This window comes from Rhizobium sp. CB3060, from assembly GCF_025200735.1.
Lineage (GTDB): Bacteria > Pseudomonadota > Alphaproteobacteria > Rhizobiales > Rhizobiaceae > Rhizobium.
In genome coordinates this window covers 3,893,190-3,919,703 of sequence record NZ_CP104158.1, presented here as the reverse complement: position 1 = coordinate 3,919,703, position 26,514 = coordinate 3,893,190, and the positions used below count along the sequence as shown (strand labels likewise).

At 61.3% G+C, this 26,514-nt stretch carries 22 protein-coding genes; 14 read left to right on the top strand and 8 right to left on the bottom strand.

Going from position 1 to position 26,514, the window contains the following annotated elements:
* Positions 1 to 18 precede the first annotated feature (18 nt).
* Positions 19 to 861 carry a glycosyltransferase family 25 protein gene (locus N2601_RS18830; protein WP_104821668.1) on the top strand — a complete coding sequence of 281 codons (843 nt, stop codon included), beginning with the start codon at positions 19 to 21 and terminating at the stop codon, positions 859 to 861.
* Between the two features lie 32 nt (positions 862 to 893).
* Here the strand turns inward: N2601_RS18830 and N2601_RS18825 are convergent, their stop codons facing one another.
* A complete protein-coding gene (locus N2601_RS18825) occupies positions 894 to 2,876 on the bottom strand; it encodes a polysaccharide biosynthesis protein (RefSeq protein WP_104821667.1) in 1,983 nt (660 codons plus the stop codon).
* 215 nt (positions 2,877 to 3,091) lie between these two features.
* Positions 3,092 to 4,771, bottom strand: coding sequence for a GumC family protein (locus N2601_RS18820; RefSeq protein WP_104821666.1), 1,680 nt, complete (start codon positions 4,769 to 4,771; stop codon positions 3,092 to 3,094).
* Positions 4,772 to 4,982: 211 nt separating this feature from the next.
* Here N2601_RS18820 and N2601_RS18815 point away from each other — a divergent pair, with 211 nt between their 5' ends.
* The 12 genes from N2601_RS18815 (at position 4,983) to N2601_RS18760 (ending at position 20,479) form a co-directional block, all read left to right on the top strand.
* Positions 4,983 to 6,062 carry a glycoside hydrolase family 5 protein gene (locus N2601_RS18815; protein ID WP_104821665.1) on the top strand — a complete coding sequence of 360 codons (1,080 nt, stop codon included), beginning with the start codon at positions 4,983 to 4,985 and terminating at the stop codon, positions 6,060 to 6,062.
* 94 nt (positions 6,063 to 6,156) lie between these two features.
* The gene (locus N2601_RS18810) at positions 6,157 to 7,401 is read left to right on the top strand and encodes a hypothetical protein (RefSeq protein ID WP_104824948.1); all 1,245 of its coding nucleotides are present in this window, start codon (positions 6,157 to 6,159) and stop codon (positions 7,399 to 7,401) included.
* A 37-nt stretch (positions 7,402 to 7,438) separates the two neighbouring features.
* On the top strand, positions 7,439 to 8,464 hold the full coding sequence (locus tag N2601_RS18805; RefSeq protein WP_104821664.1) for an acyltransferase family protein: 1,026 nt from the start codon (positions 7,439 to 7,441) through the stop codon (positions 8,462 to 8,464).
* A 193-nt stretch (positions 8,465 to 8,657) separates the two neighbouring features.
* On the top strand, positions 8,658 to 9,542 hold the full coding sequence (gene purU, locus N2601_RS18800; RefSeq protein WP_104821663.1) for a formyltetrahydrofolate deformylase: 885 nt from the start codon (positions 8,658 to 8,660) through the stop codon (positions 9,540 to 9,542).
* Between the two features lie 137 nt (positions 9,543 to 9,679).
* Positions 9,680 to 10,240: a hypothetical protein gene (locus N2601_RS18795; RefSeq protein WP_104821662.1), complete on the top strand. Its 561-nt coding sequence runs from the start codon at positions 9,680 to 9,682 to the stop codon at positions 10,238 to 10,240.
* A gap of 211 nt (positions 10,241 to 10,451) precedes the next feature.
* Entirely contained in the window at positions 10,452 to 13,379 is a 2,928-nt protein-coding gene (locus N2601_RS18790; RefSeq protein ID WP_104821661.1) for an aminotransferase, read from the top strand.
* A 511-nt stretch (positions 13,380 to 13,890) separates the two neighbouring features.
* A complete protein-coding gene (locus N2601_RS18785) occupies positions 13,891 to 14,085 on the top strand; it encodes a hypothetical protein (protein WP_104821660.1) in 195 nt (64 codons plus the stop codon).
* Between the two features lie 301 nt (positions 14,086 to 14,386).
* On the top strand, positions 14,387 to 15,385 hold the full coding sequence (locus N2601_RS18780) for a P1 family peptidase (protein WP_104821659.1): 999 nt from the start codon (positions 14,387 to 14,389) through the stop codon (positions 15,383 to 15,385).
* Between the two features lie 136 nt (positions 15,386 to 15,521).
* Entirely contained in the window at positions 15,522 to 17,051 is a 1,530-nt protein-coding gene (locus N2601_RS18775; RefSeq protein ID WP_104821658.1) for an ABC transporter substrate-binding protein, read from the top strand.
* A 90-nt stretch (positions 17,052 to 17,141) separates the two neighbouring features.
* Positions 17,142 to 18,095 (top strand): ABC transporter permease, encoded by a 954-nt coding sequence (locus tag N2601_RS18770; protein ID WP_104821657.1) that lies wholly within the window; start codon positions 17,142 to 17,144, stop codon positions 18,093 to 18,095.
* On the top strand, positions 18,092 to 18,958 hold the full coding sequence (locus tag N2601_RS18765) for an ABC transporter permease (protein ID WP_104821656.1): 867 nt from the start codon (positions 18,092 to 18,094) through the stop codon (positions 18,956 to 18,958). The genes N2601_RS18770 and N2601_RS18765 overlap by 4 nt, the downstream gene beginning before the upstream one ends.
* Before the next feature lie 126 nt (positions 18,959 to 19,084).
* Entirely contained in the window at positions 19,085 to 20,479 is a 1,395-nt protein-coding gene (locus N2601_RS18760) for an amidase (protein ID WP_104821655.1), read from the top strand.
* Positions 20,480 to 20,526: 47 nt separating this feature from the next.
* Here N2601_RS18760 and N2601_RS18755 read toward each other — a convergent pair whose 3' ends face one another.
* The 4 genes from N2601_RS18755 to N2601_RS18740 form a co-directional block, all read right to left on the bottom strand.
* Positions 20,527 to 20,766, bottom strand: coding sequence for a hypothetical protein (locus N2601_RS18755; protein WP_104821654.1), 240 nt, complete (start codon positions 20,764 to 20,766; stop codon positions 20,527 to 20,529).
* A gap of 77 nt (positions 20,767 to 20,843) precedes the next feature.
* Positions 20,844 to 21,698, bottom strand: coding sequence for a C40 family peptidase (locus N2601_RS18750; protein WP_104824947.1), 855 nt, complete (start codon positions 21,696 to 21,698; stop codon positions 20,844 to 20,846).
* Between the two features lie 114 nt (positions 21,699 to 21,812).
* Positions 21,813 to 22,163, bottom strand: a complete 351-nt coding sequence (locus N2601_RS18745; protein ID WP_104821653.1) for a MarR family transcriptional regulator — start codon at positions 22,161 to 22,163, stop codon at positions 21,813 to 21,815.
* A gap of 210 nt (positions 22,164 to 22,373) precedes the next feature.
* Positions 22,374 to 23,765 (bottom strand): leucyl aminopeptidase family protein, encoded by a 1,392-nt coding sequence (locus N2601_RS18740; protein WP_260303272.1) that lies wholly within the window; start codon positions 23,763 to 23,765, stop codon positions 22,374 to 22,376.
* Between the two features lie 148 nt (positions 23,766 to 23,913).
* On the opposite strand from N2601_RS18740, the gene N2601_RS18735 reads away from it, so the two are divergent.
* Positions 23,914 to 24,741, top strand: a complete 828-nt coding sequence (locus N2601_RS18735) for a tetratricopeptide repeat protein (RefSeq protein ID WP_104821651.1) — start codon at positions 23,914 to 23,916, stop codon at positions 24,739 to 24,741.
* A gap of 7 nt (positions 24,742 to 24,748) precedes the next feature.
* Here N2601_RS18735 and N2601_RS18730 read toward each other — a convergent pair whose 3' ends face one another.
* Both N2601_RS18730 and N2601_RS18725 read right to left on the bottom strand, forming a co-directional pair.
* Entirely contained in the window at positions 24,749 to 25,393 is a 645-nt protein-coding gene (locus tag N2601_RS18730; protein WP_104821650.1) for a LysE family translocator, read from the bottom strand.
* A gap of 131 nt (positions 25,394 to 25,524) precedes the next feature.
* The gene (locus N2601_RS18725) at positions 25,525 to 26,505 is read right to left on the bottom strand and encodes a type II secretion system F family protein (RefSeq protein WP_104821649.1); all 981 of its coding nucleotides are present in this window, start codon (positions 26,503 to 26,505) and stop codon (positions 25,525 to 25,527) included.
* Between the last annotated feature and the right edge of the window lie 9 nt (positions 26,506 to 26,514).

The window sequence follows — 26,514 nt, the reverse complement described above, 5'->3', positions numbered from 1 at the left end:
CTATTTTTGGGAGTAAAGGTGATTCTGGAGCGGACCAATCGGATCATCGCATGTGCGGAAGTACCCAGCGCCGATAATCCGGCCTCGCAAGTTCGCATTTACGTCATCAACCTCGACCGTTCGCCCGAACGCTGGGAAAGATTGCGCGGACAGGCCGCCCAATACGGGCTAAATGTCACTCGAATTCCCGCTATCGACGGTAAGACGATTCCGGAACGCGACCGCGTCGATTTCCAGCCGCGGCAATTCATCTATCACAACGGGCGTAAATTGCTGGCCGGCGAATATGGTTGCTACCGCAGCCATCTGCTTGCCCTGCAGCAATTTGTCGCAAGCGGCGAGAAGATGGCGATCATCATGGAGGATGATGTTGAGCTCAACCATAGATTGATACCCCGTGCGCTCGCCGCCATGGACAGCGTTTGCGGCGCACGCCTGGTGAAGCTCGTCAATCATCGTCTGGTCGGCTTCAAGCCGATATCCGAAACCGCCGAGTGCGACATTGTCGGCCGCTGCATGCACGGACCGCAGGGATCGGCGGCATGCTACATCGTCAACCGGCAGGCCGCGAAGAAGCTGCTGGTCGCGCTGAAGCCGATGCTTCTGCCTTACGATGTCGCGCTCGAGCGTGGCTGGTCGACAGGGGTCGAAACTTTCGCCACCCTTGAAAACGTCGCGGATTTCAGTCCATTCCGCGCCGAAACGACGATCGGCAAGCGCGTCCACTACCGCGCGGTGAAGCGGCATTTTCTATTGCGCGCAACAGCGCATTGGTTCCGCTTCTGCGACCAGATCCGCCGTTGGGCCTATACCGTGAAGGCCAAGCCTCAATCGATTGTCGGGGGCGGCGGCGAACGGTAAGGCGGCTCGGCTTTTGCCGGAATGCCTCAAAATTACAGCCCCGCGACGCTGCCGAAATCCGGCTGACCGATGGTCAGATCCATCTCGCGCTCGCGGAAAACGAGGTCCACCACTTCGCCACTCGGCGCGTAGCCGGAGACCAGCTTCTGCAGCAGGGTTCTTGCCTGCGGGATGTCGTTTTCATCCAGCGCTGCCTCAAGGGCCGCAAGCCTCTTTGACAGCTCCGACCAGTGCAGGAAATCTTCCTTGGCCCGCATGATGCGCGGATGGGTCGTCGCCTGCGGATTGTCGCCGATCAGCAGCTCTTCATAGAGTTTCTCGCCCGGCCTCAGGCCGGTGATCTCCAGCTCGATGTCGCCCTCCGGCTCATCCTGGTCCCTGACTGTCAGGCCGGACAATTCCACCATGCGGCGGGCAAGATCGGCAATGCGCACTGGTTCGCCCATGTCGAGCAGGAAGACGTCGCCGCCGCCGGACATGGCGCCGGCCTGGATGACGAGCTGCGATGCCTCGGGGATCGTCATGAAATAGCGGGTGATATCCGGATGCGTCAGCGTGATCGGACCGCCATCGCGGATCTGCTGGCGGAAGAGCGGCACGACCGAACCCGATGAACCCAGCACGTTGCCGAAACGGACCATGGCGAAATTCGTGCCCCCCACGCCGGGCTTGCGGTCCGCGTCCATGGCCTGCAGCACCATCTCCGCCAACCGCTTGCTGGCGCCCATGATGTTGGTCGGACGCACGGCCTTGTCGGTGCTGATCAGGACGAAATCCTCGACGCCGCAGTCGCGCGCCACTTCGGCTGTCGTCAGCGTTCCCAGCACGTTGTTGCGTATGCCTTCGACGGGATTGTATTCGACGAGCGGCACATGCTTGTAGGCGGCGGCGTGATAGACGGTTTTCGGCCGCCAAGCCTCCATGATCTGTCTGAGCCGTCGGCCATCGCGGATGGACGCCAGGAATGGAATGATGCGGATATCATCATAGCCAGCCGTCGCCGCCGATTTCTCCAGCTCGCCGTGAATGGCGTAGAGCCCGAATTCATTCTGCTCCACCAGCAGCAGGCAGGAGGGGCGGTTCTTCAGGATCTGACGGCAGAGTTCGCTGCCGATCGAGCCCCCGGCGCCGGTGACCATCACCACTTTGCTGCGGATATTTTTCTCGATCAGCGTGCGATCGGGCGCGATCACGTTGCGGCCGAGCAGGTCTTCGATATCAAGTTCGCGCAGGTCTGAGACCGCGACGCGCCCTTGGGCGAGAGCCGTCAGATCGGGCATGGTGCGCACGGTGACGCGCGCCTTGCGCATGCTTTCGAGAATTTCGTTGCGGCGCTGGCGCGTCGCGTTCGGCAGCGCCAGCAGCACGTCGCTGATCTCGCTCGAGACGCTCAAGGCAGACAGGTCGGCCGGATCATAAATGGGCAGGCCGCCCATGATGCTGCCATGCAGATGCTTGTCATCGTCGAGATAGCCCACGACATTCAGTTCGGCGCTGTTGGCGAGTGCACCGGCGAGCTGCCGCCCGGAAGAGCCGGCGCCGTAGATCAGCACCTTGGCCAGTTGATTGCGGTTCAACAGCCGCTGATAGGCGTTGCCGAGCCAGTAGCGCGTCCACATGCGCGACAAGCCGATGGCGATCAACAGCAGCAACGGCTGCAAGATGCCGACCGTGCGGGGTACGCCGGGCACGCTGATCGCGGTAAAAATGGTCATGAAGGCAAGCGCGTAGATCGCCACCGCCTTGACGACGGTCATGAAGGCCGACATGCCGGCATAGCGGAAGATGGCGCGATAGAGGCCAAGGACGATGAAGATCGGGATGGCAACGAGGAGCGAAACGATCGCCGGCAGCCACTCCACGCCTTCGAGAATGACCCAGTCATCCAAGCGGAGACAATAGGCGAACCAGACGGTCAGAACGCAGAGGCTGGCATCGACAATCAGCGCCAGGGCGCGTTTGGTCGAGCGTGGCAGCGCCAGGAACGGCAGGACGAGCTTATCCGCGGGTACCATGGGTCAATTTCCCCTGGCGCCGGTCAACGGAACAGCATACCGCTTCTCTCGCATAAATTGTCCCACCATGTATTGCACGGCACAGCAAGATTGTCTTTATGCCTTCATTAGCAAAATGCAATCACTCTCTGCATCAATTCACTTTTAGAACAGCGGACGCGCAATTGCATCCCCGATCTTGAAAGAGTCGCTTACAGCAGAGGTGGCGGCGAAGATCACTTCCCAAGATAGCCACGAACGACCGGATGCCGGAACAAGCCGGCGAGGATGGCAAAGGCTGCCCCGAGGCTCATGCCGAACAGCGCGCCGGCGATCAATCCGGCCACCATCATCACCTTTCGGCTCGGTCCATTCGCCGTCAGCGGCGGCTCGGCCTCGGAGATGACACGGATATTGTTCTGCGACAGGTCCTGCGCGTCGCTCGTCTGGCCGGAACGCTTCAGCAGCGCCTCGTAAACCTCGCGCGCAGCAGCCGCCTTGCGCTGCAACTCGTTCAGTCCGACCAGCTTGCCCGATGTATTGACCTGCGACGCCTTCTGCACCGCCAATTCCTTGGCGATATCCTGCTCGGCCTTCTGCGCCTGCTCGTAATCGGCGCGGGCCGACGTCGTCTGTCGCTGCAGCTCGCGGCGAATTTCCGCTGCGAGGCTGTCGAGCGAGGATTTGGCGGCAAGCAGGCGCGGATGGCGGGCACCGAGCTGGCTTTGCAGGCTGCCGACATTGGCGGCGAGCGCCGCATATTGCTGACGCAGACTGCTGAGCGATGTGGACGTTGCCGTCATGTTGGCCTGGGAGCCATTGGCAACGACGTCCTCGAAACTCAGTTTATTGGCAGCTTCGGCCCGTGCCTTCGCCTCGATCGTCTTTTGCTGTGCGGTCACCAGCATATCGTTCAGCGCAGTTAGGCGCTTGTCGGAGATCAGATTGCCTTCGACGGCGACCATATCATTATCGGCCCGGTAGAGCTCGACGGCCTTTTCGGCGTCAAGCACCTGCTGGCGCAGATCTTCAAGCCGACCATCCAGCGCGGTGCTGCTGGTGTGATAGCTGTTCGCCGCCGCCTTGCTCTCTTCCTCCATGAAGGAGGTAACAAGCTGGTTGGCGATCTTGGCCGACTTTTGCGGATCGCGCGTCGTGACCTTCAGCGACACGACATAGGTACTGGCCTCGCGGGCGATCAGCACTGCCTTCGCCAGCGTTGCGGTCGCCACGTATTTTGCCGCGTCGCCGGTCGCGCCGCCGTTGAATTGAGAATCCTGATCGAGCTTCAGCGCATCGACGACCCGGCCCAGCACCCTGCCGGAGGAAAGGATCTGGGTCTGGCTGTCGATCATCGTCAGGATCAGTTCCGGCGCAGTGGGCGCGGCCTGCGGACCATCGGAGCCCCCCACTTGGCGAGGATCGAAATAGAGGCTGGTTTCGGCCGTGAATTTCTGCGGCAGCAGCGGGATGATGCTGGCGCCGAGCACGGCCCCGACGCCTGCAAGCGCAAGAACCAGCAGCTTTTTCGCCCAGATCGACCGCACAGCCGAGCGCAAGTCGAGAAGCGGCGTATCGGCCGCGGGCATCCGCGCAGGCGAAACCGTTTGCGGCGTGACAACAACCACCGGCTCGGTGACTGGGGGGGGAGCGACAACGACCGGCTCCGCGACCGGCGGCGGCGCGGCTTCCGCTTTGCGTTCGAATTCGCGACGTACGTCATCGCGGGCGGCGATTATCCGCTCCGCCGGATCGACCGGCTTTTCGGCGGCAACGGGTTGAACCTCATGAACAAAGTCTCTCGGCCGCAGCACAGGGCTGCGTGAACGCAAGCCTTCGCGCCGTCCTTCGTACGGCTCGGTGCTGCGCCAACCCGGAAGTTGGCTCGATCGCTTGCTTCGTTCCAATGAGCTCATGTCAGACTTTCACGGGGTCCGCGCGCAGTCTCTGCGCCGCAGATGCCTGGAGTTTAGAAATGTTTGGCTAACGGAACATTAAGGACATTCCCAGGAAGTCCCTTGGTGGAGGCAGGCAGAGAGCCCGCCAAGCCCATCTCTTCATCAATATTCAACCGGGAGGTTCATATGAAACGGGCTCACTGGCGACGAGGAAGAACAGGAGCTCGCAATGACCGGACTCGTGAGGAGACTGCTGCGCCAAGCGCTCGCCGCAGCGGTTCTGCTCGCTTCGGCCGCAGAGACCGATGCAAGCTTTGACCCATCGCAGCTCTGCTATCGGGGCATCAACCTTTCCGGGGCCGAATATGGCGACCGCACCGGCGTGGTCGGCACCAACTATACCTATCCGTCGGAAGAAACGGTGCGCTATTTCGCCAGCAAGGGCATGAATGTTGTCCGCCTGCCGTTCCGCTGGGAGCGGCTGCAGCCGGTGCTTGGCCAGCCGTTGGACGGCGAAGAACTGCAGCGGCTCAGGGATGCCGTCGATCTCATCCAAGAGCATGGCATGGCCGTCGTCCTGGATCCGCACAATTTCGGCTATTACGACAAGGATCAACTCACTCAGGCGCCTGCGACCGATCTCGCCTTCGGCGATTTCTGGGCGCGTCTCGCCGTCGAGTTTGCCAATCAGAAGGGCGTGTTCTTCGGCCTGATGAACGAGCCGCACGATATCAAGGCTCCCGATTGGCTGGAAGCCGCCAATACCGCGATACAGGGCATTCGTACGGTCGGCGCCCGCAACCTCATCCTCGTGCCCGGCACGAACTGGAGCGGCGCGCTCACCTGGGCTACCGACAGGATCGGCGGCGGCGCGAACGATACTGTCATGCTTGGCGTCAAGGACCCTCTCGATTTCTATGCATTCGAGTTTCATCAGTATCTCGATGCCGATAGTTCCGGTACGCATCCTGTCTGTGACGGCAGCGACCAGGCCAGACAAGGGTTGACCGACGTCACCGCCTGGCTGCGCAAGAACGGCAAGCGCGGCTTTCTCGGCGAATTCGGCGTGGCGGGAAACCAGCCCTGTCTTGACGGGCTAAAGCAGATTTTCGATGTCATGGCCGACAACAACGATGTCTGGCTCGGATGGACGTATTGGGCGGCCGGCGACTGGTGGCCGTCGCAGGAGCCGCTGAACGTGCAGCCGCGTGGCGGCAAGGACCGGCCGCAGATGAAGGTGATCGCTGCTGCCGTCGGTAAGAAAACGGTGATTGCGCCGGCCTGCGCCAGCGTCAAGCCGGCGGGCTGATCGGCGGAGACGAACGGGCGGACAGCGCTTTGTCGCGAATCACGGCGCTGCTATGGTTGCCCCGGCCGATGGACGCGGCAGCCCTGGACATTTCATGAAAACCCTCACGGACAAGCAGCGCATCGATTACCCGATCCTGGCGATCACACTGTTTTCGGTCCTCTACAATTGCATTCTCGCCTATATCAACCACAACATCACGCCGCTTGCCGTCTCGCATGTCGTGCTCTGCGAAGGCATGATGATGCTTTCCAGCGTCGCGTTCATTTTGAAGAAGGGCATCTATGAGGAGGATCTGCCGATCTTCCTCTTTCTGACATTCACGCTGATCATCACGATCTACATCACCGTGCTGAACCATGTGCCTTTCATCGACCAGTTCCGCAACGTGCTGATCATCGTCTCCTTCGCCGGCATCGGCAGTTGGGCGAGCGAGCGGACAGTGAAAATGGCTTTCCGCATCGGCTGTTTCTTCGTGCTGCTGTTTCTGGTCTGCGAGATCGTCAGCACGCCCTTCTATGTCAGCCTGTTCCATCCCGGCGAATATTTCGAGAATACCCGCGGCATCAAGCAGGCAAGCTTCAATAGTACCGGCCTGTTCGCCAACGCACTCGGTTTCCAGGGCCGCTTCTCCTTCGGCCTCATCGACCACCGGTCGTCGTCGATCTTCCTGGAGCAGGTGTCGCTCGCCAATTTCTGCGGCGTGATCGTCATCTATCTGCTCTCCTTCTGGCCGAAGCTCGGCAGGATCGACAAGGCGCTATTCGTTTCGACGGTGCTGCTCATCCTGCTCACCAACGATACGCGCACCATGCTGATCTTCTCCTGCATCAGCATCATCGGCTACTTCGTCTTCCCGAAGATTCCGAAGGCTTTCGATCTCATCCTGATGCCGCTGATCATCCTGATCGGCTTCTTCGTGCATTTCATGAAGCCGGATGAAATGGGCGACAATTTCACCGGCCGTATCGGCGTTACGGTCAAGAAGATGCTGGATCTCGATTTCCAGGCGATCCTCGGCCTGGATATTGCGCGTATCGGGGAATTCGCCGACAGCGGTTATGTCTACCTCATCTACGGTTCGACGATTTTTGGCCTGATCATGTTCTGGCTGTTCGTCTGCCTTTTTCCCGCCGGTGCAACCCCGGCGCAAAGACGGTGCGGTCATTCACTCTCTCTTTTCATTTTTCTGAATATGATGATCGGCGGTACGGCGATCTTTTCCATCAAAATCGCTGGCCTGCTCTGGCTGCTGATCGGTTACATGCGCGTTTCTGAAAAGCCGCGCATTGCCCGGACACAGCCGGCAAATGTGGATGGCAGCAGAGTGCCGGGCTGACTTGCTTCATGTCGGCCGAGGCCGCATGAGGATCGGGATGCTTGTACAGTTGCAGTATCTGCGCGCCATTGCTGCGCTGATGGTCGTCTATTTTCATTCAGTGCTGCAGGTACCGAAGGTCAATTCCGGCTTCGACTGGCAATTCCATCTCTTCGGCGAGACTGGCGTCGACATTTTCTTCGTCCTCAGCGGTTTCGTCATGTGGCTGACCACGGCAGGACGTGAAGTGCGCCCGCTCGACTTCTATCGCCGCCGCATCCAGCGCATCGTGCCGCTTTATTGGCTGGCGACACTGTTTTCCGCCGCCGTCGCTCTCGTCGCGCCATCGATCCTGAAATCGACGGTGTTCGACGTTCCCCACCTCGTCGCTTCGCTTCTATTCCTGCCCTGGCACAATGCTGCCGATCCCAGCCTCATCGCACCCGTCGTCGTGCCCGGCTGGACGCTGAACTATGAAATGTTCTTCTATTTCGTCTTCGGCCTGTTGCTGCTGGTGCGCGAAAAATGGCGGCTCCATGCCCTCTTCGGCACGATGACGGCGATCATCCTCGCCTGCCACCTGTTTCCGGTAGAAACGACCGCCACCACGGTCTATGGCGACCCGATCATCTATGAATTCCTGGCGGGCGTCGTTCTCGCCAAGCTTTATCTCGAAAAAGTGCTGCTGCCGCAGACGGTCGCCTGGCCGGCGCTGGTGGTCGGATTCGCCTTCCTGCTGATCAACGAGACGCTCTGCGATGCCAACATGCGCTCCTATATGTGGGGCATTCCGGCCGTCATTATTCTCTACTCGGCCGTCTCGATCGATTTTTCCAAGCTTCCCGTCATCGGCTGGTTGAGCTATCTCGGCGACGCGTCCTACAGCATCTACATCACCCATGCCTTCACGCTGGCATTTCTGCGCGTCGTCTGCGGCGTGCTGAAGATCGATATCATGGCGCATGGTCCGATCTTCGTCAGTTGCTGCATCGTCGGCTCGGCGATTGGCGGCGCGATCGTCCACGAGCTGACGACACCCAGCCGCTGGAGCAAGTGGAAAAAGAAGCAGGCCGCCATCGCCTGAGCCGTTTCTCATCGATCTGCAGCGGCTTTCCCTCAGAACGACGGGGATACGCGGCTGAAAGGCGCAATGGGAACGGAATTTTCCGCCGCCTATCTTAAGCTCTGTTGCGAGGAATGGGCGGGGAGCTTTCCCGTGCCTTTCGATTGCTATAAGCGAGCGGCGAAACGACGAGCCGCCTTACGAGGGAAGAAACATGAAGAGCTATGTTCTACGGGTATCCTGCAAATCGACGCGCGGGATCGTTGCGGCGATAGCGAATTATCTGGCCGACCAGGGCTGCAATATCGTCGACTCCAGCCAGTTCGACGATCTCGATACCGGCAAGTTCTTCATGCGGGTCTCCTTCATCTCCGAGGAAGGCGTCAAGCAGGAGGCATTGGTCGAAGGTTTCAAGCCGGTCGCCGAGAAATTCGAGATGGATGCCGAGATCTATGATGCCCAGAAGCGCATGAAGGTGCTCTTGATGGTGTCGCGCTTCGGCCATTGCCTCAACGACCTGCTCTATCGCTGGAAGATCGGCGCGCTGCCGATCGACATCGTCGGCGTCGTCTCCAACCATTTCGACTACCAGAAGGTGGTCGTCAACCACGACATCCCCTTCCACCACATCAAGGTGACGAAGGACAACAAGCCGCAGGCCGAAGCGCAACTGCTGGACCTCGTCGAGCAGACCGGCACCGAACTCATCGTGCTGGCCCGCTACATGCAGGTGCTGTCGGACGCCATGTGCAAGAAGATGTCGGGCAAGATCATCAACATCCACCATTCCTTCCTGCCGAGCTTCAAGGGCGCCAACCCGTACAAGCAGGCCTATGAGCGCGGCGTGAAGCTGATCGGGGCGACGGCACATTACGTCACCGGCGATCTCGACGAAGGTCCGATCATCGAGCAGGACACGGCCCGCATCACGCATGCGCAGTCGGCGGAAGACTATGTCTCGATCGGCCGCGATGTCGAAAGCCAGGTACTGGCGCGGGCCATCCATGCCCACATCCACTACCGCACCTTCCTCAACGGCAACCGCACCATCGTCTTCCCGGCAAGCCCCGGAAGCTATGCCTCGGAGCGGATGGGGTAAAAACACGCGGCTATGGGCAAGGGGCGCCGAATTCGCAAACCCGCGATCTGCGCCTCCATGTCCCTATTTCCTTTTCCCGCTAAATTGCGATTTAATGCGGCCGATATCGAATCGCTTGGAGGTTGCGGAGGAGGAAAATGCGATCATATCTGGAGAGAATCCTGCCGCTCTCGGCCCTTGCCATCCTTGTGAGCACACAGGTGTCAACGGCCGCAATGACCTCGGAAGAAGACCCTTCGAAGATCGATCTCGCCAAGCTGATCGAATGCACGACCTATGACGTGCCAAGCTATAATGGCTTTGCCATGTGGCTGACCGGACCGGAAAGCGATGAGGCAATGAGACGGTTCGGCATTACCGAGCAGCCGTCGACCAGCCTTCTGCTGCGGGAATTCAAGCTGGCAAAGCCGATCACCGTTTTCGGGCGACAGACCGACAGGATCGCGTTTGCTTCCTCCGGTCCGCTTGCACTGATCAACGAGGCCGATCCGCATCCGCTTGCCAAGGAGCTGGGCGTCACCGCTGCGGTCGACCGGTTCGACAAATATCTTGCCGAAAGGGAGATATTCTCCAAGAAGGAGCAGTTGGAGAATTCCGACACGGTCCTGCATTCGCGCATCGCCCTCGACGTCTCGACCGACATCTACCATCCCGGCAAGACGCTCGCCGGCTGCAGCTATTCAATCGAGGTTGAGTAGGGTCCGAACAAGACCGACTTTTGTGTATTCAAATGAACGCACAGCGCTCTTGAGCATCCCGCTTTCATGCAAATGAACGCATGGCGCTCTAGGCAGGCGTAATCGGGAGCCTATCTTTCGTCTTAACGTTAGATCACCCTATTCGTTTTCGGTGATTTTCTTTTGGACGGAATGGTTTAGTGTCGACGCAGATGAACCATCCGGGGGAGCCATGACCGACGCCGCGCTCGTCAATCGCATGCAACTGCCAAGACCGGATACCACGCCGGAAGCGGCGGCGGAGATCTTGCAGACGCATTACGGCCTGACCGGGACGGTTACCGAACTCGGCAGTCAGCAGGACCGCAACTACCGTATCGACGCGGGTGACAACAGCTACGTTCTGAAGATCTGCCGAACGGAATACGACACGGTCGAGCTGGAGGCGCAGAACGCCGCCATCCGCCATCTACATGCGAAACCCGATGCGCCGCGCGTGCCCAACATCGTGCCCTCGCTGAGCGGCCGGGATATTCTCGTCGTCACCATTCGCGAGCAGGATTATCTTGTCCGGCTGCTCAGCTATCTCCCCGGTCAATCGCTGACTCGGCGCAAGCATCTGCCCGTCGCCGCCGTTTCGGCGCTGGGTGCCCTTTCCGGCCGGCTCGCCCGTGACCTTGCCGATTTCGAACATCCCGGCCTCCACCGCAGCCTGCAATGGGACCTGCGCCGCGCCGGGCCGGTCGCCGTGCAGCTCCTGTCGGCGATATCGGATCACGAGGCGCGCGACCGCATCGCCAAGGCAATGGTCGCGGCCGTAAAGCGCATCCAGCCGCTTGCGAGCGGGCTTCGCGTGCAGCCCGTCCATCACGACGTCACCGGCGACAATGTCGTCAGTCATCCGGATGCGCATGGGCAGCCTATCCCGGATGGGGTGATCGATTTCGGCGACATCATCCAGGGCTGGGTGGTGGGCGACCTCGCCGTCACCTGCGCCTCGCTGCTTCACCACGCCGAAGGCGATCCCTTCTACATCCTCCCTGCCATCAAGGCCTATCACGCGATCTATCCGCTCGGGGAAGCCGAATTGAAGGCGCTCTGGCCGCTGATCGTCGCCCGCGCGGTGATTCTCGCCGCCAGCGGCGAGCAACAGCTCGCCATCGACCCCGACAATGATTACGTGCGCGGCAATCTCAAACTCGAGCGCGAGATTTTCGACGTTGCCACCGGCGCGCAGCCGGACGTGATGGAAGCGGCGATCCTCCGGGCCGCGGGCATGGATCTCGCTCCGCTCGCCACCGACGGCTGGTCCGTATTGCTGCCGGACATTGCATCGGATCACATCGCCGCCGTCGATCTTTCCGTGACCAGCCCGCATTTCGTCGACGGTAACTGGCTAAAGCCGGACATGGACTGGCGGTTGCTCGCCAAGGCGGCCATCGCTTCCGGCTCGGCTGCGACGCGCTACGGGGAATTCCGTCTGTCGCATGCCGATCTTCTCAGCATGACGCCGCCGCAGAATTTCGCGCTGCATAGCGATATCTGCCTGCCGGCCGGCACGACCGTCACCGCGCCCTTTGCCGGCCGCATCCAATGGCATGGCCAGCATCTCGTTCTGATTGGCGAAACCGTCAGCCTGCATCTCGACGGCGTCGAGTGCACGCTGGAAGAGGGCGCCGAGGTGGAACAAGGGGCGATCGTCGGCACGATCGGCAGCGAGGGCTCGGCCATCGGGGGACTGCGCGTGCAGCTCTGCCGCGTCCCGGGGATGGTGCCACCGCTCTTTGCCACAGCCCACCAGGCCGATGGCTGGTCGGCCGTCTGCCCCTCGCCCGCCATTCTCCTGAACGAGGCCTGCGAGGCGCCGCGGCTGGAGAGCGCCGCACTTCTCACGCAGCGCGAAGCGCATTTTGCCAGCCCGCAAAAGCATTATTACGACGTCCCGCCGCAGATCGAGCGCGGCTGGCATGAATTCGTGTTCGACACACAAGGCCGCACCTATCTCGACATGGTCAACAACGTGACCATGCTCGGCCATGCGCATCCGCGGCTGACGGCGGCCATCGAGCGGCAATGGTCACGGCTCAACACCAATTCCCGCTTCCACTATGCCGCCGTTGCCGAATTTTCTGAGCGTTTGGCAGCATTGGCGCCCGATGGTCTCGATAGCGTCTTTCTCGTCAACAGCGGTTCCGAGGCCAACGATCTCGCCATCCGGCTTGCCTGGGCGCATACGGGCAAGAAAAACATGCTGTGCCTGCTGGAGGCCTATCACGGCTGGACGCTGGCAAGCGATGCTGTCTCCACTTCCATTGCCGACAATCCGCAGGCGTTGACGACGCGACCGGACTGGATGCATCCGCTCGTTTCGCCCAATACCTATCGCGGCCCGTTCCGCGGTCCGGATTCGGCTGCGGACTACGTGGCCGGCGTTACGACCTTGCTGGAGACCATCGACGAGAAGGCCGAGGGTCTCGCCGGCTTCATCGCGGAAGCGGTCTACGGCAATGCCGGCGGCATTGCCCTGCCGCGCGGCTATCTCGCCGATGTCTACGCCGCCGTCCGGCAACGGGGCGGCCTCTGCATCGCCGACGAGGTGCAGGTGGGTTACGGCCGGCTCGGCCACCATTTCTGGGGCTTCGAGACCCAGGACGTCGTGCCCGATATCATCACCATCGCCAAGGGCATGGGCAACGGCCATCCGCTCGGCGCCGTCATCACCCGGCGGGAGATCGCCGAATCACTGGAGAAAGAGGGCTATTTCTTCTCCTCGGCCGGCGGCAGTCCGGTGAGCTCGGTTGTCGGCCTTACCGTGCTGGACATCATGAAGGACGAAGGCCTTCAGGAGAATGCTCGCATCATCGGCGACCACCTGAAGGCTGGGCTGATCGCGCTGATGGAGCATTTTCCGCTGATCGGCGCCGTGCACGGCATGGGCCTCTACCTCGGCGTCGAATTCGTCCGCGATCACGAGACGCTGACACCCGCCACGGAAGAGACGGCCGCTCTCTGCGAGCGGCTACTCGAGCTTGGCGTCATCATGCAGCCGACCGGCGATCACCTGAATGTGTTGAAGATAAAACCACCGCTTTGCCTCTCGGCGGAAAGCACCGATTTCTTCGTGAAAGCCCTGGAAAAGGCGCTGGAGGACGGCGTTTAGGGCCTGCCATCCCCGCCATTAACCATTGAGGAGATTTGGCGGCAAACCGATTTTTAATCTTCTCGGCCATTGTCGAATCTCGTTCCAATTCCTATTTGTGGGACGGTGATCGGCAATACCCTTCCGATACGGGAGGCTGCGCGGAGGTTGATACAGGCTTTCTCGTAGTTAGTCGGATACGGAATTTTATTTTCCCGATCGTCGATATTTTGACATCTTTCGGAATATGTTTCTGAAGATGGAATTGCTATTATCTACCAAGATTGTAGACAATAGAACACCAGATCGCAGGCCTCTCCCGTTGGGGCCTTACAAGTACAACACCAACTAAGGAAGTGACATGCTGAACTTTAAAGTCATCGCTTCGATCCTTGGGCGGTCCGTGCTTGGCCATGACCGCTCGGGCGCACTCTCCCGCCCGCGCTGTCGAATGTGACGTTCGTCCTCTTATCGGATTCAAACAGTCAATTCGCCATATCTGCGCCGCTAGGGCGCGGAGGGAGTATTTTTAATGAAAAAGCAAGTCATCGAATATGCTGGCGTTCCCGTCGGCATCGTTGTTCCGGATGAAGACCGGCTGAAGTTCATAGCCGTGAAATATCATGTCCATGATCTGGACGAGCAGCGTTTCAGAAGCGCGGATGAGGTCAAACTCGCCATCCGCGATCTCCTCGTCCGCCAACAGGCTAAGCCGATCCACGTTTGATGGATCGGCTCGGCTATTCCCCACCATCACCACACCACATCATCAGCCCTTGCTCTTCGAGCGTCGTTCGCTCCCTGGGTGGGGGTTGATCTTTTGTACCGGCCCATCGAAAGCCTCTCCGTCCGATCGCCACGGTCTCTCCGCCCTCATGGTGAGGCGCGCAGGCTGAAAGCCGGAGCCTTGAACCACGAGGGTCGGCCTCCACAGCACTCACCTTCGACAAACCCATCTTGTCTTTTCCCCCTCTTTGCGATCCTATCGCCATGACGACCTCGCGCTTTGAAAGGCGAAGGATTTTTCATTGGCTGATCTCCTCAATCTCCTAACCGATATCGAAGGCGTCGGCGTCGGTCATTGCACCGATCCTGCGCTAGGCTCCGGTGTCACAGCCATCATCTTCGATGAACCGGCAGTCGCCTCCTGTTCCGTGCTCGGCGGTGCGCCGGGCGGACGCGACACGGCATTGCTCGATCCGGCGATGACGGTGGGCGTAGTCGACGGGCTGGTGCTGTCGGGCGGCTCAGCCTTCGGTCTCGATGCGGCGGGCGGCGTGCAGGCGGGCCTGCGCGACATCGGCCGCGGCCTGCAGGTCGGCAGCGCGCGCGTGCCGCTGGTGCCGCAGGCGATCCTCTTCGATCTCATCAATGGCGGCGACAAGGATTGGGGCCTGCATTCGCCCTATCGCGACATGGGTTACGCCGCCTTCAAGGCCGCAGGCAAGGGTGCCTTCCCGCTCGGCACGGTCGGTGCCGGCACGGGTGCGACGACGGCGACGGTCAAGGGCGGCCTCGGCTCGGCCAGCGCCGTCAGCAGCCAGGGACATAGGATCGCGGCCATCGTCGCCGTCAATGCGCTGGGCTCGGCCACCATCGGCGAAGGACCGCATTTCTGGGCCGCTCCCTTCGAGATCGGCGGGGAATTCGGCGGTCTCGGCATGCCCGAAACCATCGACGTCCGACTGCGGCTGAAGGGCGCGAATGTTACGGCAACAACGATCGGCGCCATCGTCACCGATGCTGCGTTGACCAAGGCGGAAGCGCATCGGCTGTCGATCTGCGGCCATGACGGTTTTGCCCGCGCGCTGTTGCCCACGCATCTGCCGCTCGACGGCGACACGGTGTTTGCCGCTTCGACCGGCAAACATCAGAGAGACGACCTGCTGAGCTTCATGGAACTCTGCCATCTCGCCACCCTCGTTATGGCGCGTGCCATTGCCCGCGGCGTCTACGAAGCAACGGCGCTGGCCGTCGCAGGCGCGCTGCCGGCCTGGCGGGACCGCTTTCCGGACCGGATAATTTAGCCATTTCGGGACCGCGCCGGGCATGCGCAGCACAAATTTTCGCAATTGTGTGTGCGCTTGCGAGATGACACTATTTCAAAAAAATGGCCTTGCCGGAGGGAAAACCGGCATCGGGAGCCGGAGCAAGGGAATTGAGATGACCAAGTTTTCGAGTTCAGACCTGGGCGATTATGCGCGCCGTCTTGCCTGCGGCGCCACGCTGTCGGCCGGGCTGCTGATACTGGGCATAGCGCCGGCGGAAGCGGCCAAGACGACGCTGAACATCGGCATGAGCGTCGAACCCACCGGCCTCGATCCGACAATCGCCGCACCCGTCGCCATTGGTCAGGTGACTTGGCAGAACATCTTCGAAGGGCTCGTCGCTATCGACGAGAGCGGCAAGATCGTGCCGCAGCTTGCGAAAAGCTGGGAAATCTCTCCCGACGGGCTAACCTACACATTCAAGCTGCAAACCGGCGTCAAGTTTCACGACGGCGAGGCCTTCGATTCGACGGCGGCGAAATTCGCACTCGATCGCGCCCGTGACGGCAAATCCATCAATCCGCAGAAACGCTTCTTTGCAACCATCGCCTCGATCGACACGCCGGACCCGGAAACGCTGGTGCTGCATCTCTCTTCGCCGACGGGCAGCCTGCTCTACTGGCTCGCCTGGCCCTCCTCCGTCATGGTCGGCCCGAAGTCTGCTGCCGACGACAAGACGACGCCTGTTGGTACCGGCCCGTTCAAATTCTCGGCCTGGGCCAAGGGCGACCATGTGGAGCTCCTAAAGAACCCGGATTACTGGAACAAATCCGTCGACGTGAAGCTCGACAAGGTGACCTTCCGCTTCATTTCCGATCCGCAGGCGGAAGCGGCAGCCCTGAAGGCCGGCGATCTCGACGCCTTTCCGGAATTCGCGGCACCGGAGCTGATGAGCTCTTTCGACGGCGACGCGCGGCTGATGACCAAGGTCGGCAATACCGAACTCAAAGTCGTCGCCGGCATGAACAATACGCGCAAACCCTTCGACGATAAGCGGGTGCGCCAGGCCCTGATGATGGCACTTGACCGCAAGACGATCATCGACGGCGCCTGGTCCGGTTTCGGCACGGCGATCGGCAGCCACTACACGCCGAACGACCCGGGATATCAGGAGCTGACGGGGACGCTGCCTTATGACCCCGCAAAGGCCAAGGCGCTGCTGGCCGAGGCCGGCTATCCGAATGGCTTCACCTTCACCATCAAGACGCCGCAGATGGCCTATGCGCCGCGTAGCGCCCAGGTGATGCAGGCGATGTTTGCCGATATCGGCGTCACCATGAATATCGAGCCGACGGAATTTCCGGCAAAATGGGTGCAGGACGTCTTCACCGGCCACGACTACGACATGACCATCGTCGCCCATGCCGAGCCGCTGGACATCGACATCTATTCGCGCGACCCCTATTATTTCAATTATAAGAACCCGGTCTTCAACGAGCTGATGAAGAAGATCCAGCTAACCGCCGATCCGGCCGCGCAGAACAAGCTCTACGGCGAGGCGCAGACGATCCTGGCCGAGGATGCCCCCGCGCTCTTCCTCTTCGTCATGCCGAAGCTCGGGGTCTGGGACAAGAAGCTGAAGGGGCTTTGGGAGAACGAGCCGATCCCCTCGAATGTCTTGACCAACGTCTCCTGGGAAGACTGATCTCTTCGGTTCCGCACAGACAGCAGGGCGGATCACCTCGCCCGCTGTCGAATGTTTCGATGCTGGAGCCGATCCGGCGATGGGCATGCAATGATCGTACTTCTTACCCGCCGGATCACAGGTCTTATCCTGACCCTGATCGCCGTTTCGTTGCTGATCTTTGCGGTGATGGCCCTGCTGCCGGGCGATCCCGCCGCCATCACGCTCGGCACCTCGGCCTCGCCGGAGACGCTTGCCGCGCTGCGACACGACATGGGCCTCGATCAGCCATTGATCGTCCGCTACGGCCAATGGCTTGGCGGCGCGCTGACTGGCGATCTCGGCAAGTCCTATACTTATGGTGTGCCGGTCGCCGGCCTCATCGTCGAGCGGCTGGCCGTAACATTGCCGCTTGCCATCCTCGCCATCATTCTTTCCATCCTCATCGCCGTGCCGCTCGGCGTGGCGGCCGCCGCCCGGCGCGGCGGCATATTCGATATTATCGCCACGCTGTTTTCGCAGATGAGCATCGCCGTGCCCGGCTTTTGGGTGGGCCTGCTGTTGATCCTGCTGTTTTCCACCTCGCTCGGCTTAATGCCGGCGGGAGGATTTCCCGGTTGGAGCGATGGCCTGGGACCGGCACTCCGGGCGCTGATCCTGCCGGCGGTGGCATTGGCTCTGCCGCAGGCAGGTGTGCTGACACGGGTCACTCGTTCGACCGTGCTCGACACGCTGCATGAGGATTTCGCCCGCACGGCGGTCGCCAAGGGCCTGTCAAGCGGTGCCGTTCTCTGGGGCCATATCGTGCCGAACGCCCTGGTGCCGATACTGACCATCCTCGGCCTGCAATTCACCTTCCTTGTCGCTGGTGCCGTGCTGATCGAGAACGTCTTCAACCTGCCGGGTCTCGGACGGCTCGCCTATCAGGCGCTCAGCCAGCGCGACATCGTCGTCATGCAGGATGTCGTGCTGTTTTTTGCCGCCCTCGTCATCATCATGAATTTCCTGGTCGATCTCTCCTTTCTGGTCATCGACCCCAGACTTCGCAGCGGAGGCGCGCGATGATTACGGTCGAAACCGTCGCCCCCGCTCCTCCCCGCCGCTCCCGGTTCCGCGCCCTGCGCCGCGCCAATCTGATCGTCGGCGCCATCATCATTCTTTCGCTCGTCGGCGTCGCGATCCTGTCCCTCTTCTGGACGCCGGTGCCGCCCGCGAAAATGCAGATCATCCATAAGCTGCAGCCTCCTTTCGGCTTCGGCCTTCTGGGCACCGACCAGCTCGGCCATGACGTGCTGTCGATGCTGATGGTCGGCTGCTGGAATTCGCTGTCGATCTCAGTGTCGGCGGTCGCGATCGGCGGCACGATCGGGACGGTGATCGGCATTGCCGCTGCCGCTCAGCGCGGATTGTTCGAATCGCTCGTTATGCGCACCTGCGACGTGATCTTCGCATTGCCGCCAATCCTTTCGGCCATGATCCTCGGCGCCTTTCTCGGTACCGGACGCTTTACCGCCATCACCGCCATTGCCACCTTCATGGTTCCTGTCTTTGCCCGCGTGGCGCTTAGTTCGGCGCTGCAGGCCTGGAGCAGGGATTACGTGCTGGCGGCGCGCGCCCTCGGCAATACGCACCTGTCGATCACCATGCGGCATGTGCTGCCGAACATCATGGGCATCATCATCGTCCAGGCGAGCATCCAGCTCGGCCTGGCGATCCTGACCGAAGCCGGCTTGAGCTTCCTCGGCCTCGGCGTGCCGCCGCCGGCGCCGACCTGGGGGCGGATGCTGGCGGAAGCGCAGACCTATCTTGGACAAGCGCCCTGGCTCGCCATCCTGCCGGGCCTAGCGATTGCACTCTGCGTCCTCGGCTTCAACTTGCTTGGCGACGGCCTGCGCGATCTTCTCGATCCACGCGCGGCACGCCGCTAAAGCAATTCCAGGAAAAGTGCGGAGCGGTTTTCCGTCCGGAATGCGTAAAAACAAAAGGATAGAGCGGGAAAGCGATTCCGTTAAACGCTGAACCGCTCTAACTTCGACATACGAAGAGAATGGACCATGACCGAAGCGACCGATCTTTCCATCCGCCAACTCCTTCGGAAATTTTCCGAAAAGAGCCTTTCGCCGAGTGAATACTGGCTGGCGCTGGAGAAACATATCGAGGCGTGGGAGCCGACGATCGCCGCACTCTACGCCTATGAGCCGGAAGTGGCGCGCCGGAAGGCGGCCGCCTCGACCGAACGTTGGGCGAAGGGCGCGCCGCTCGGAGCACTGGACGGCATTCCGGTGACCCTCAAGGAGCTGATCGCCACCAAGGGCCAGCCGGTGCCGCTCGGCACGGCCGCCGTCGAACTCATTCCCGCCGCCGAGGATGCGCCGGTCGCAGCTCGCCTGCGCGAAGATGGCGCGGTGATCTTCGCCAAAACCACCTGCCCGGACTACGGCATGCTGTCCTCCGGTCTTTCCAGCTTCCACAAACTCAGCCGCAATCCCTGGGATCCGACCCAGAATCCTGGTGGGTCCAGTGCCGGCGCCTCGGCGGCGGCGGCTGCCGGCTACGGGCCGTTGCACATCGGCACGGATATCGGCGGCTCGGTGCGCCTGCCGGCAGGCTGGACCGGCATTTTCGGCTTCAAGCCAAGCCATGGCCGCATTCCGGTCGATCCCTATTATGTCGGCCGCTGCGCCGGGCCAATGGCCCGCACGGTCGAGGACGCCGCCTTTTCCATGGCCACGCTCTCGCGGCCCGATTGGCGCGATGGCACCAGCCTGCCGCCGAACGAGATCGACTGGATGGATCTCGATATCGATGTGCGCGGGCTGAAGATCGGCCTGATGCTCGATGCCGGCTGCGGCCTGCCCGCCGATGCCGAGGTGCGCGATGCGGTTGTCGCCGCCGCCAAGCGCTTCGAAGAAGCGGGCGCTACGATTATCGACGTCGCGCCGGTGCTGACAAAGCAGATGCTGGATGGGCTGGATGTCTTCTGGCGAGCGCGTTTCTGGAGCGATATCATGGGATTGAGCGAGGAGCGCCGCGACCTGATCCTGCCCTATATCTACACATGGGCGAAGGGCGGTGCCGATATCAGCGGTGTCGAAGCGGTGCGCGGTTTCAACCAGACGATCGAGATGCGCAGAAGTTGCGGCAAGCTGTTTACCGAGGTCGATGCGCTGCTATCGCCCACCAACCCGATTGTCTCCTATCCGGCCGATTGGGCCTCCCCCACCAACGATCCGGCCCTGCCCTTCGAGCACATCGCCTTTACCGTTCCCTGGAACATGTCGGAGCAGCCGGCCTCATCGATCAATTGCGGCTTCTCCCGCTCCGGCATGCCGATCGGACTGCAAATCGTCGGTCCGCGTTTTGGCGACATGCTGGTGCTGAAACTCTCGAAGGCGTTCGAAACCTGGACCGGCGGGGTCACGAACTGGCCGAAGCCACCTGCTCCCTGACCGGCGCGTACCGCGCGACCTCTCCCCGCTGGGGCAAGGGTGAAGGCCTACAGCCGGGCCGCACCTTTCTCCTCGACATCGGCGCCAAGCTGCCGCAAGGCCTTTTCGATGACATGCAGGTCATCCTGTAGGCCGTCATCTATACTCATCATGCTGGCGCTGCCGGCGCGCTGGATGCCGCGAGTTTCGCTCCGCAGCTCACGCAGCCGATCGATCTTGCGACTGCGCCTCAGATGGCTGTCGTGGAGGATATCCCTGATCACCTGTTCCATGGCCGTGATCGGCATGATGCTTCTCCTCTCGAACAAGAAGGTGTTCAATCGAGGAAATAACGGTTTAGATTCAGACCAGTTCCGACCGGCTCTCAGCCCTGCAGGCGGCGGTAGCCTGTCGGTTGCTCATAGAGCCAGCCGATGCGCTCGACGGCGGCGGCAAAATCTTCGCGTGCCGTGGTCATCGTATGGCCGTTGGCATGCACGATGGTTTTCTCGTCTTCCATGATGGCCACATGGCCCTTCCAGAAGACGAAATCGCCGCGGCGCAATTCCTCACGCGTAATCGGTTCGCCGAGGCCAGCCGCCTGCATGTCCGCATCGCGCGGCGCGTCGCGGCCCGTCATCAACAATGCGAGCTGCACGAGGCCGGAGCAATCGATACCGAGACCGGACCGGCCGCCCCAGAGATAGGGGGTTTCCAGGAAGCGCAAGGCGACATCGACATAGTCGCCGCCATCATTGTAACCGATCGGCTGGACATGCTTGGCGAAGATGGCCGCGCCGTCTTCAAGGACGACATAATGGTTCCCCCGCGTCTCGGCCGTGCCGGTGACGCGCACGCGGCTGCCCATGGAGAGGATATCCGCGTGGGGTTTGCGCAGTTCCGGCTCGGGATAGAGAAACGTCCGCTGCGTCACGACGACATGCGTGGGTGCGGCCTGTTCCGTCAGGATCGTTTTTTCGGGAAGATAGCCAACATAGCCGTCCGACACCGCTTTCACCCAGCACCAGCCATCCTTGCGCTCGAAGACATCGACCTCTTCGCCGAACAAAAGCTCGGTGTCGATGCCGCGCGCCAGATCCGGCTGCGGGCGAAGGGCGGCGACGGGATCGACGACCTGCGCTCTGGTGCCCTCGACAAAACGGCCGGCTTCGACCTTGCCCCGAAGGGAGGCCTCGGCAAGATCGGGCCGAAAGGCATTGAGACGGCGGTCGAGCATCATGAACATGGTCCTCTAGAGCAATTCCAGGAAAAGTGCGTAGAGGTTTTCCGTCCGGAATTGCGTGAAAACAAAGAGATAGAGCAGTTCAGCGATTCCGTGAAGCGCTGAACTGCTCTAGACGGATAGTTTGCGGCCTTGCTCGATGACGAGATCACCGAGCTTTTCCAGATAGAGCGCGCCTGCGACAGTGCGCTTGATGATGACGTTGCGGCGATCACGCTCGTCGCGGACGCGGTCGACCAGCCCCATCTCGCCCATGGTGTCGAGCGCACGGGTGATGACCGGCTTGGTAACGCCGAGCGTTGCGGCGAGCCCTCGCACCGTATGCGGTGGCGGCACGAGGTAGATCTGCAGGAGGATCGCCATCTGCCGAAGCGTCAAGTCATGACCCTCGCGACGCACCTGCTCGAGCGCCACGCCTTGCCAGAGGCCGAGAGCCTGCGAGGCAGAGAGTTCAAGCGGCAAAGGCAACCTCGAAGATCGTTACGCTACCGTTTCAGTCTCGGCCAAGATCATGGCGGTTTCAAGGGGAATTCGCCAACCCTTCTCCCCGTAATGCGGGGAGAAGGGTTGCAGCACATTCGGGCCGCCAGCGGCCACCTCATGGTGAGGTGCGAAGGTCCAAAGGACCGTAGCCTCTAACCACGAGGGCGGGTGAGAGGCAGTACTTCGGCCCTATCGCACGCTCTGGCGGATATAGTGATACAGCGCCCGGATGGCCTGCGCCTCGCCGCCGCCCGGCGAGTGAGGACGTTCGCTCTGTGCCCAGCCGAAGATATCGAAATGCGCCCAGCTCGGCGTTTTCGTCACGAAACGCTTGAGGAACAAAGCGGCGGTGATCGAGCCGGCCATGCCGCCGGAGGGGGCATTGGTGATATCGGCGAATTTGGCGCGGATATCCTTGTCGTAGCCCATGTAAAGCGGCATGCGCCACAACGGGTCGTCCGTCTCCAGGCTGGCTTCGGTGAGATCGTTGGCAAGATCGTTGTCATCGGTGAAGAAGGGCGGCAGGTCCGGGCCGAGTGCGACACGGGCAGCGCCCGTCAATGTCGCCATGTCGATCAGCAAATCGGGCGCTTCTTCGTCTGCATAGGAGAGCGCATCGGCGAGGATCAGCCGTCCCTCGGCATCGGTATTGTCGATCTGCACGGTCAGGCCCTTGCGGCTCTTGTAGATGTCGCCGGGACGGAAGGCATTGGACGAAATCGAGTTTTCGACGACCGGAATAATGACGCGCAGATCGACCTTCAGCTTGGCGTCCATGATCATCAGCGCCAGGCCCATGACATTGGCGGCACCGCCCATATCCTTCTTCATCAGCAGCATGGAGGATGCCGGCTTGATGTCTAGGCCGCCGGTGTCGAAGCAGACACCCTTGCCGACCAGCGTGATGCGGCGATGACCCTTCTTGCCCCAGCGCAGTTCCAGAAGGCGCGGCGCATCGGCGCTGGCGCGGCCGACCGTGTGCACCAACGGGAAATTCTGCTTCAGGAGATCGTCGCCGATAATGACGGACACCTCCGCCTTGTAGTGCTCGGCGAGCGCCCGGAAGGCGGCTTCGAGCTGTTCCGGTCCCATGTCGTTGGTCGGGGTGTTGATGAGGTCGCGGGCGAGGAAGACGCCGGCGAGCTGGCGCTTGATATCGGTGGCGTCCGCATCGCGCGGAATCATCAGCGTCGGCGGGTTGGCTTTTTCCGATTTGTAGCGCTCGAACCGGTAGCTGCCGAGGCCGAAGCCGAGCGAAAGCCGGTTTGCCGTGAGCGGCGCGGTCTCGATATGCCAATCACCCGCCGGCAGGCTACGCGCCAACCTGCCCGTCAGGAAGGGTTGTTCCGAGGGGTTGGAGCCAAGGCCGAACAGAGCGCCGCCGAGATGGCCTTCTTCGGTCGGAATCAATAGCAGCGAGCCGCTATCGGCCTTGTAGCCGGCCTTGCTCGCCCAATCGAGGGCGATGGGATCGATGGTGCCAGTCTCGATATGTGCCGGAGTGACGGCAAAAATCGGCAGCGTCGCGCCACCCTTCGAGTTGAAGGGGCTCGCGCGCTCGATGTACTGATAGGGGGCCATAACTATCCTTTGGCAATGATTTCCGGGAATCGCGGGTTAACTCTCTGTTAGGGTTAACAGATTATTGCTGGAGCGAACATTGCGTCAAACCTTTCCCTGTTCCGATTTGAGGCCAGGCGCAGGACTCAGGCATTTCGGGATAGGCGCCATGGCCACTTCGTCAACCACGTCGACATTCAAGACCTTCCTGCTCCACGGTGCGTCAGCGGCACTTATGGCGCTTGTACTCGCCGGCTGCTCGACGACCGGAAAAGACAAGATGACGACCGGCTCGATCCCGACAATGTCAAAGCCGGTCGACGAGATGAACGGCGCGGACCTCGCGCAGGCGACCCTTACCCTCGGCAAAGCCTATGAGGCCAATCCGAAAGACCGCGATACCGGCGTCAACTACGCCAATGCGCTGCGCATGAGCGGGCGCAACGATCAGGCGCTGGCGGTCATGCAGCAGGTGGCGATCGCCCATCCCGACGATCGCGGCGTACTGGCTGCCTACGGCAAGGCTCAGGCCGCTGCCGGGCAGCTCCAGGATGCGCTTGCGACCATCGATCGCGCGCAGACCCCGGACCGCCCGGACTGGCGGCTGGTTTCGGCCGAAGGCGCGATCCTCGATCAGCTCGGCCGCTCGACCGAGGCGCGCGGCAAATATCGCGATGCACTCGTGCTGCAGCCGAATGAGCCGACAATCCTTTCCAATCTCGGCATGTCCTATGTGCTGACCGGCGATCTGAAGTCCGCCGAGACCTATCTTCGCTCCGCCGCCGCTCAGCCGACAGCCGACAGCCGCGTGCGCCAGAATCTGGCTCTCGTGGTTGGGTTGCAGGGCCGCTTCCCCGAAGCCGAAAAGATCGCCCGCCAGGAACTGACGCCACAGCAGGCGAACGCCAATGTCGCCTATCTGCGCTCCATGCTGGCGCAGCAGAATTCCTGGCAAAAACTCGCCGCCGGCGATGGCGGCAAGAAAGCGGTTAACTAGAGCGGTTTCAGCGCCAGATATGCCGCGGCAGGCCTTCCGCCACCAGCCGGACGCCAAGCGCTCCCATGACGGCACCCGCGATCCTGTCGATCCAAAGCTTGGCGCCGAGATAGAGCGCGCGCGGACGGTTTGACGAAAAGGCGAGTGTCACAACCGTATACCAACCCACCTCGACGGCGAAGACCGCCAGTGGCACGGCGAGCATCAGCCCGGGAGCGGGTTCGGCCGGAAGAAGTGCTGCAAAAATGCTGCCGTAGAAAATGGCCGTCTTCGGGTTGCTGAGCTGCGTCCCCAGCGCAAACCAGAAATTACGCCCGACGCTCCCGCCGATCGGCGTGGCTGGAGCGTCGATAGAAAGGTCGTGGGCGGCGTTCCGCCAAATGCGGATGCCAATGTAGATCAGATACAGGCCACCGGCGACCTTCAGGGCAAGATAGAGCCATTCGACCTGCATCAGCAGCGCGTTCAAACCGAACAGGGTCAAAGTCGCGAAGGTGACGCTGCCGGCACCCATTCCGAGCGCGGCGGCAAGGCCAGCCCTGCGCGAGCGGGAAACGGCGATGCGGGAAACGAGAACGAAACTCGGACCAGGGCTGACCGCCCCGATGAAAACGGCGGCGATGATGCTGAAAAAGATAGCTATGGATGACATGAAAATCCTCCCGATACGATCGGCCTCGGGGCGGACGGCGCCATCTTCGCGCCGGTATCATCCGCCTCACATTGCCGATGACGCAGGATTGGAAATTAATCACGTCCGGCACCGGCGGCAAGTTTTGTATGTCAGAATTTGTCCATCACCTGGATAGCCGCCGGGCCAAGGATAACGGCCATGAGAACGGGCAGGAAGAAGACGATCATCGGCACCGTCAGCTTCGGCGGCAGGGCGGCGGCCTTCTTTTCCGCCTCGTTCATGCGTTCGTCGCGGCCTTCCTGCGCCAGCACGCGCAGCGCCTGCGAGATGGGCGTGCCATAGCGCTCGGCCTGGATCAGAGCCTGCGTCACCGATTTGACGATTTCGATCTGTGTGCGGCTGGCGAGATTGTCGAAAGCGGTACGGCGATCCTGCAGGAACGAGAGTTCCGCCGTGGTCAACACCATTTCTTCGGCGAGCGGCGGCGATTGCTCCGCCATTTCTTCGGAGACGCGGCGCATGCCGGCTTCGATGGAAATGCCCGATTCCACGCAGATCAGCATGAGATCGAGCGCATCCGGCCAGGCGCGCTTGATCGATTTCTGCCGTTTGGTCATGCGATTGGAAATATAGATGTTCGGGGCGTAAAAGCCGAGATAGGCGGTGCCGATAACGCCGAGAAGGCGGATCGCGAAGGGCTTGGCGGCGAAGTAGCCAAGGACGAAAACGAAAATGACGGCAACCATCAAGAACAGGAAGGGCAGCAGAAAACGCGCCACCAGGAACATGTTCAGCGCATTTTCCGAACGCAGACCGGCCGCTCGCAACCGATTGACCGTGTTGGTATCGACCAAAGCGGTGCGGAGATTGAAGCGCTCGACGATCTGGCGGACATTCTGGTTGTTCTGGCTGCGTAGCGACGCCTTGCCGCCATCGGCGGTCAAGCGGGCGCGTTCCCGGGCGCGGATCTGTTCTCGCTCGGTGGAAACGGCTTTCATGCGTTTGTTGAGATCGCCGCGCTCCAGGAAGGGCACCGCGATCGTGTAGAAGGTGGCGAAGACGGCGATCGCCACGAAAACGGCGAGTACCGTGCTGGGATCGGTCAATCTACTGGCGAAATCGGAGGACATGGCTCGGCG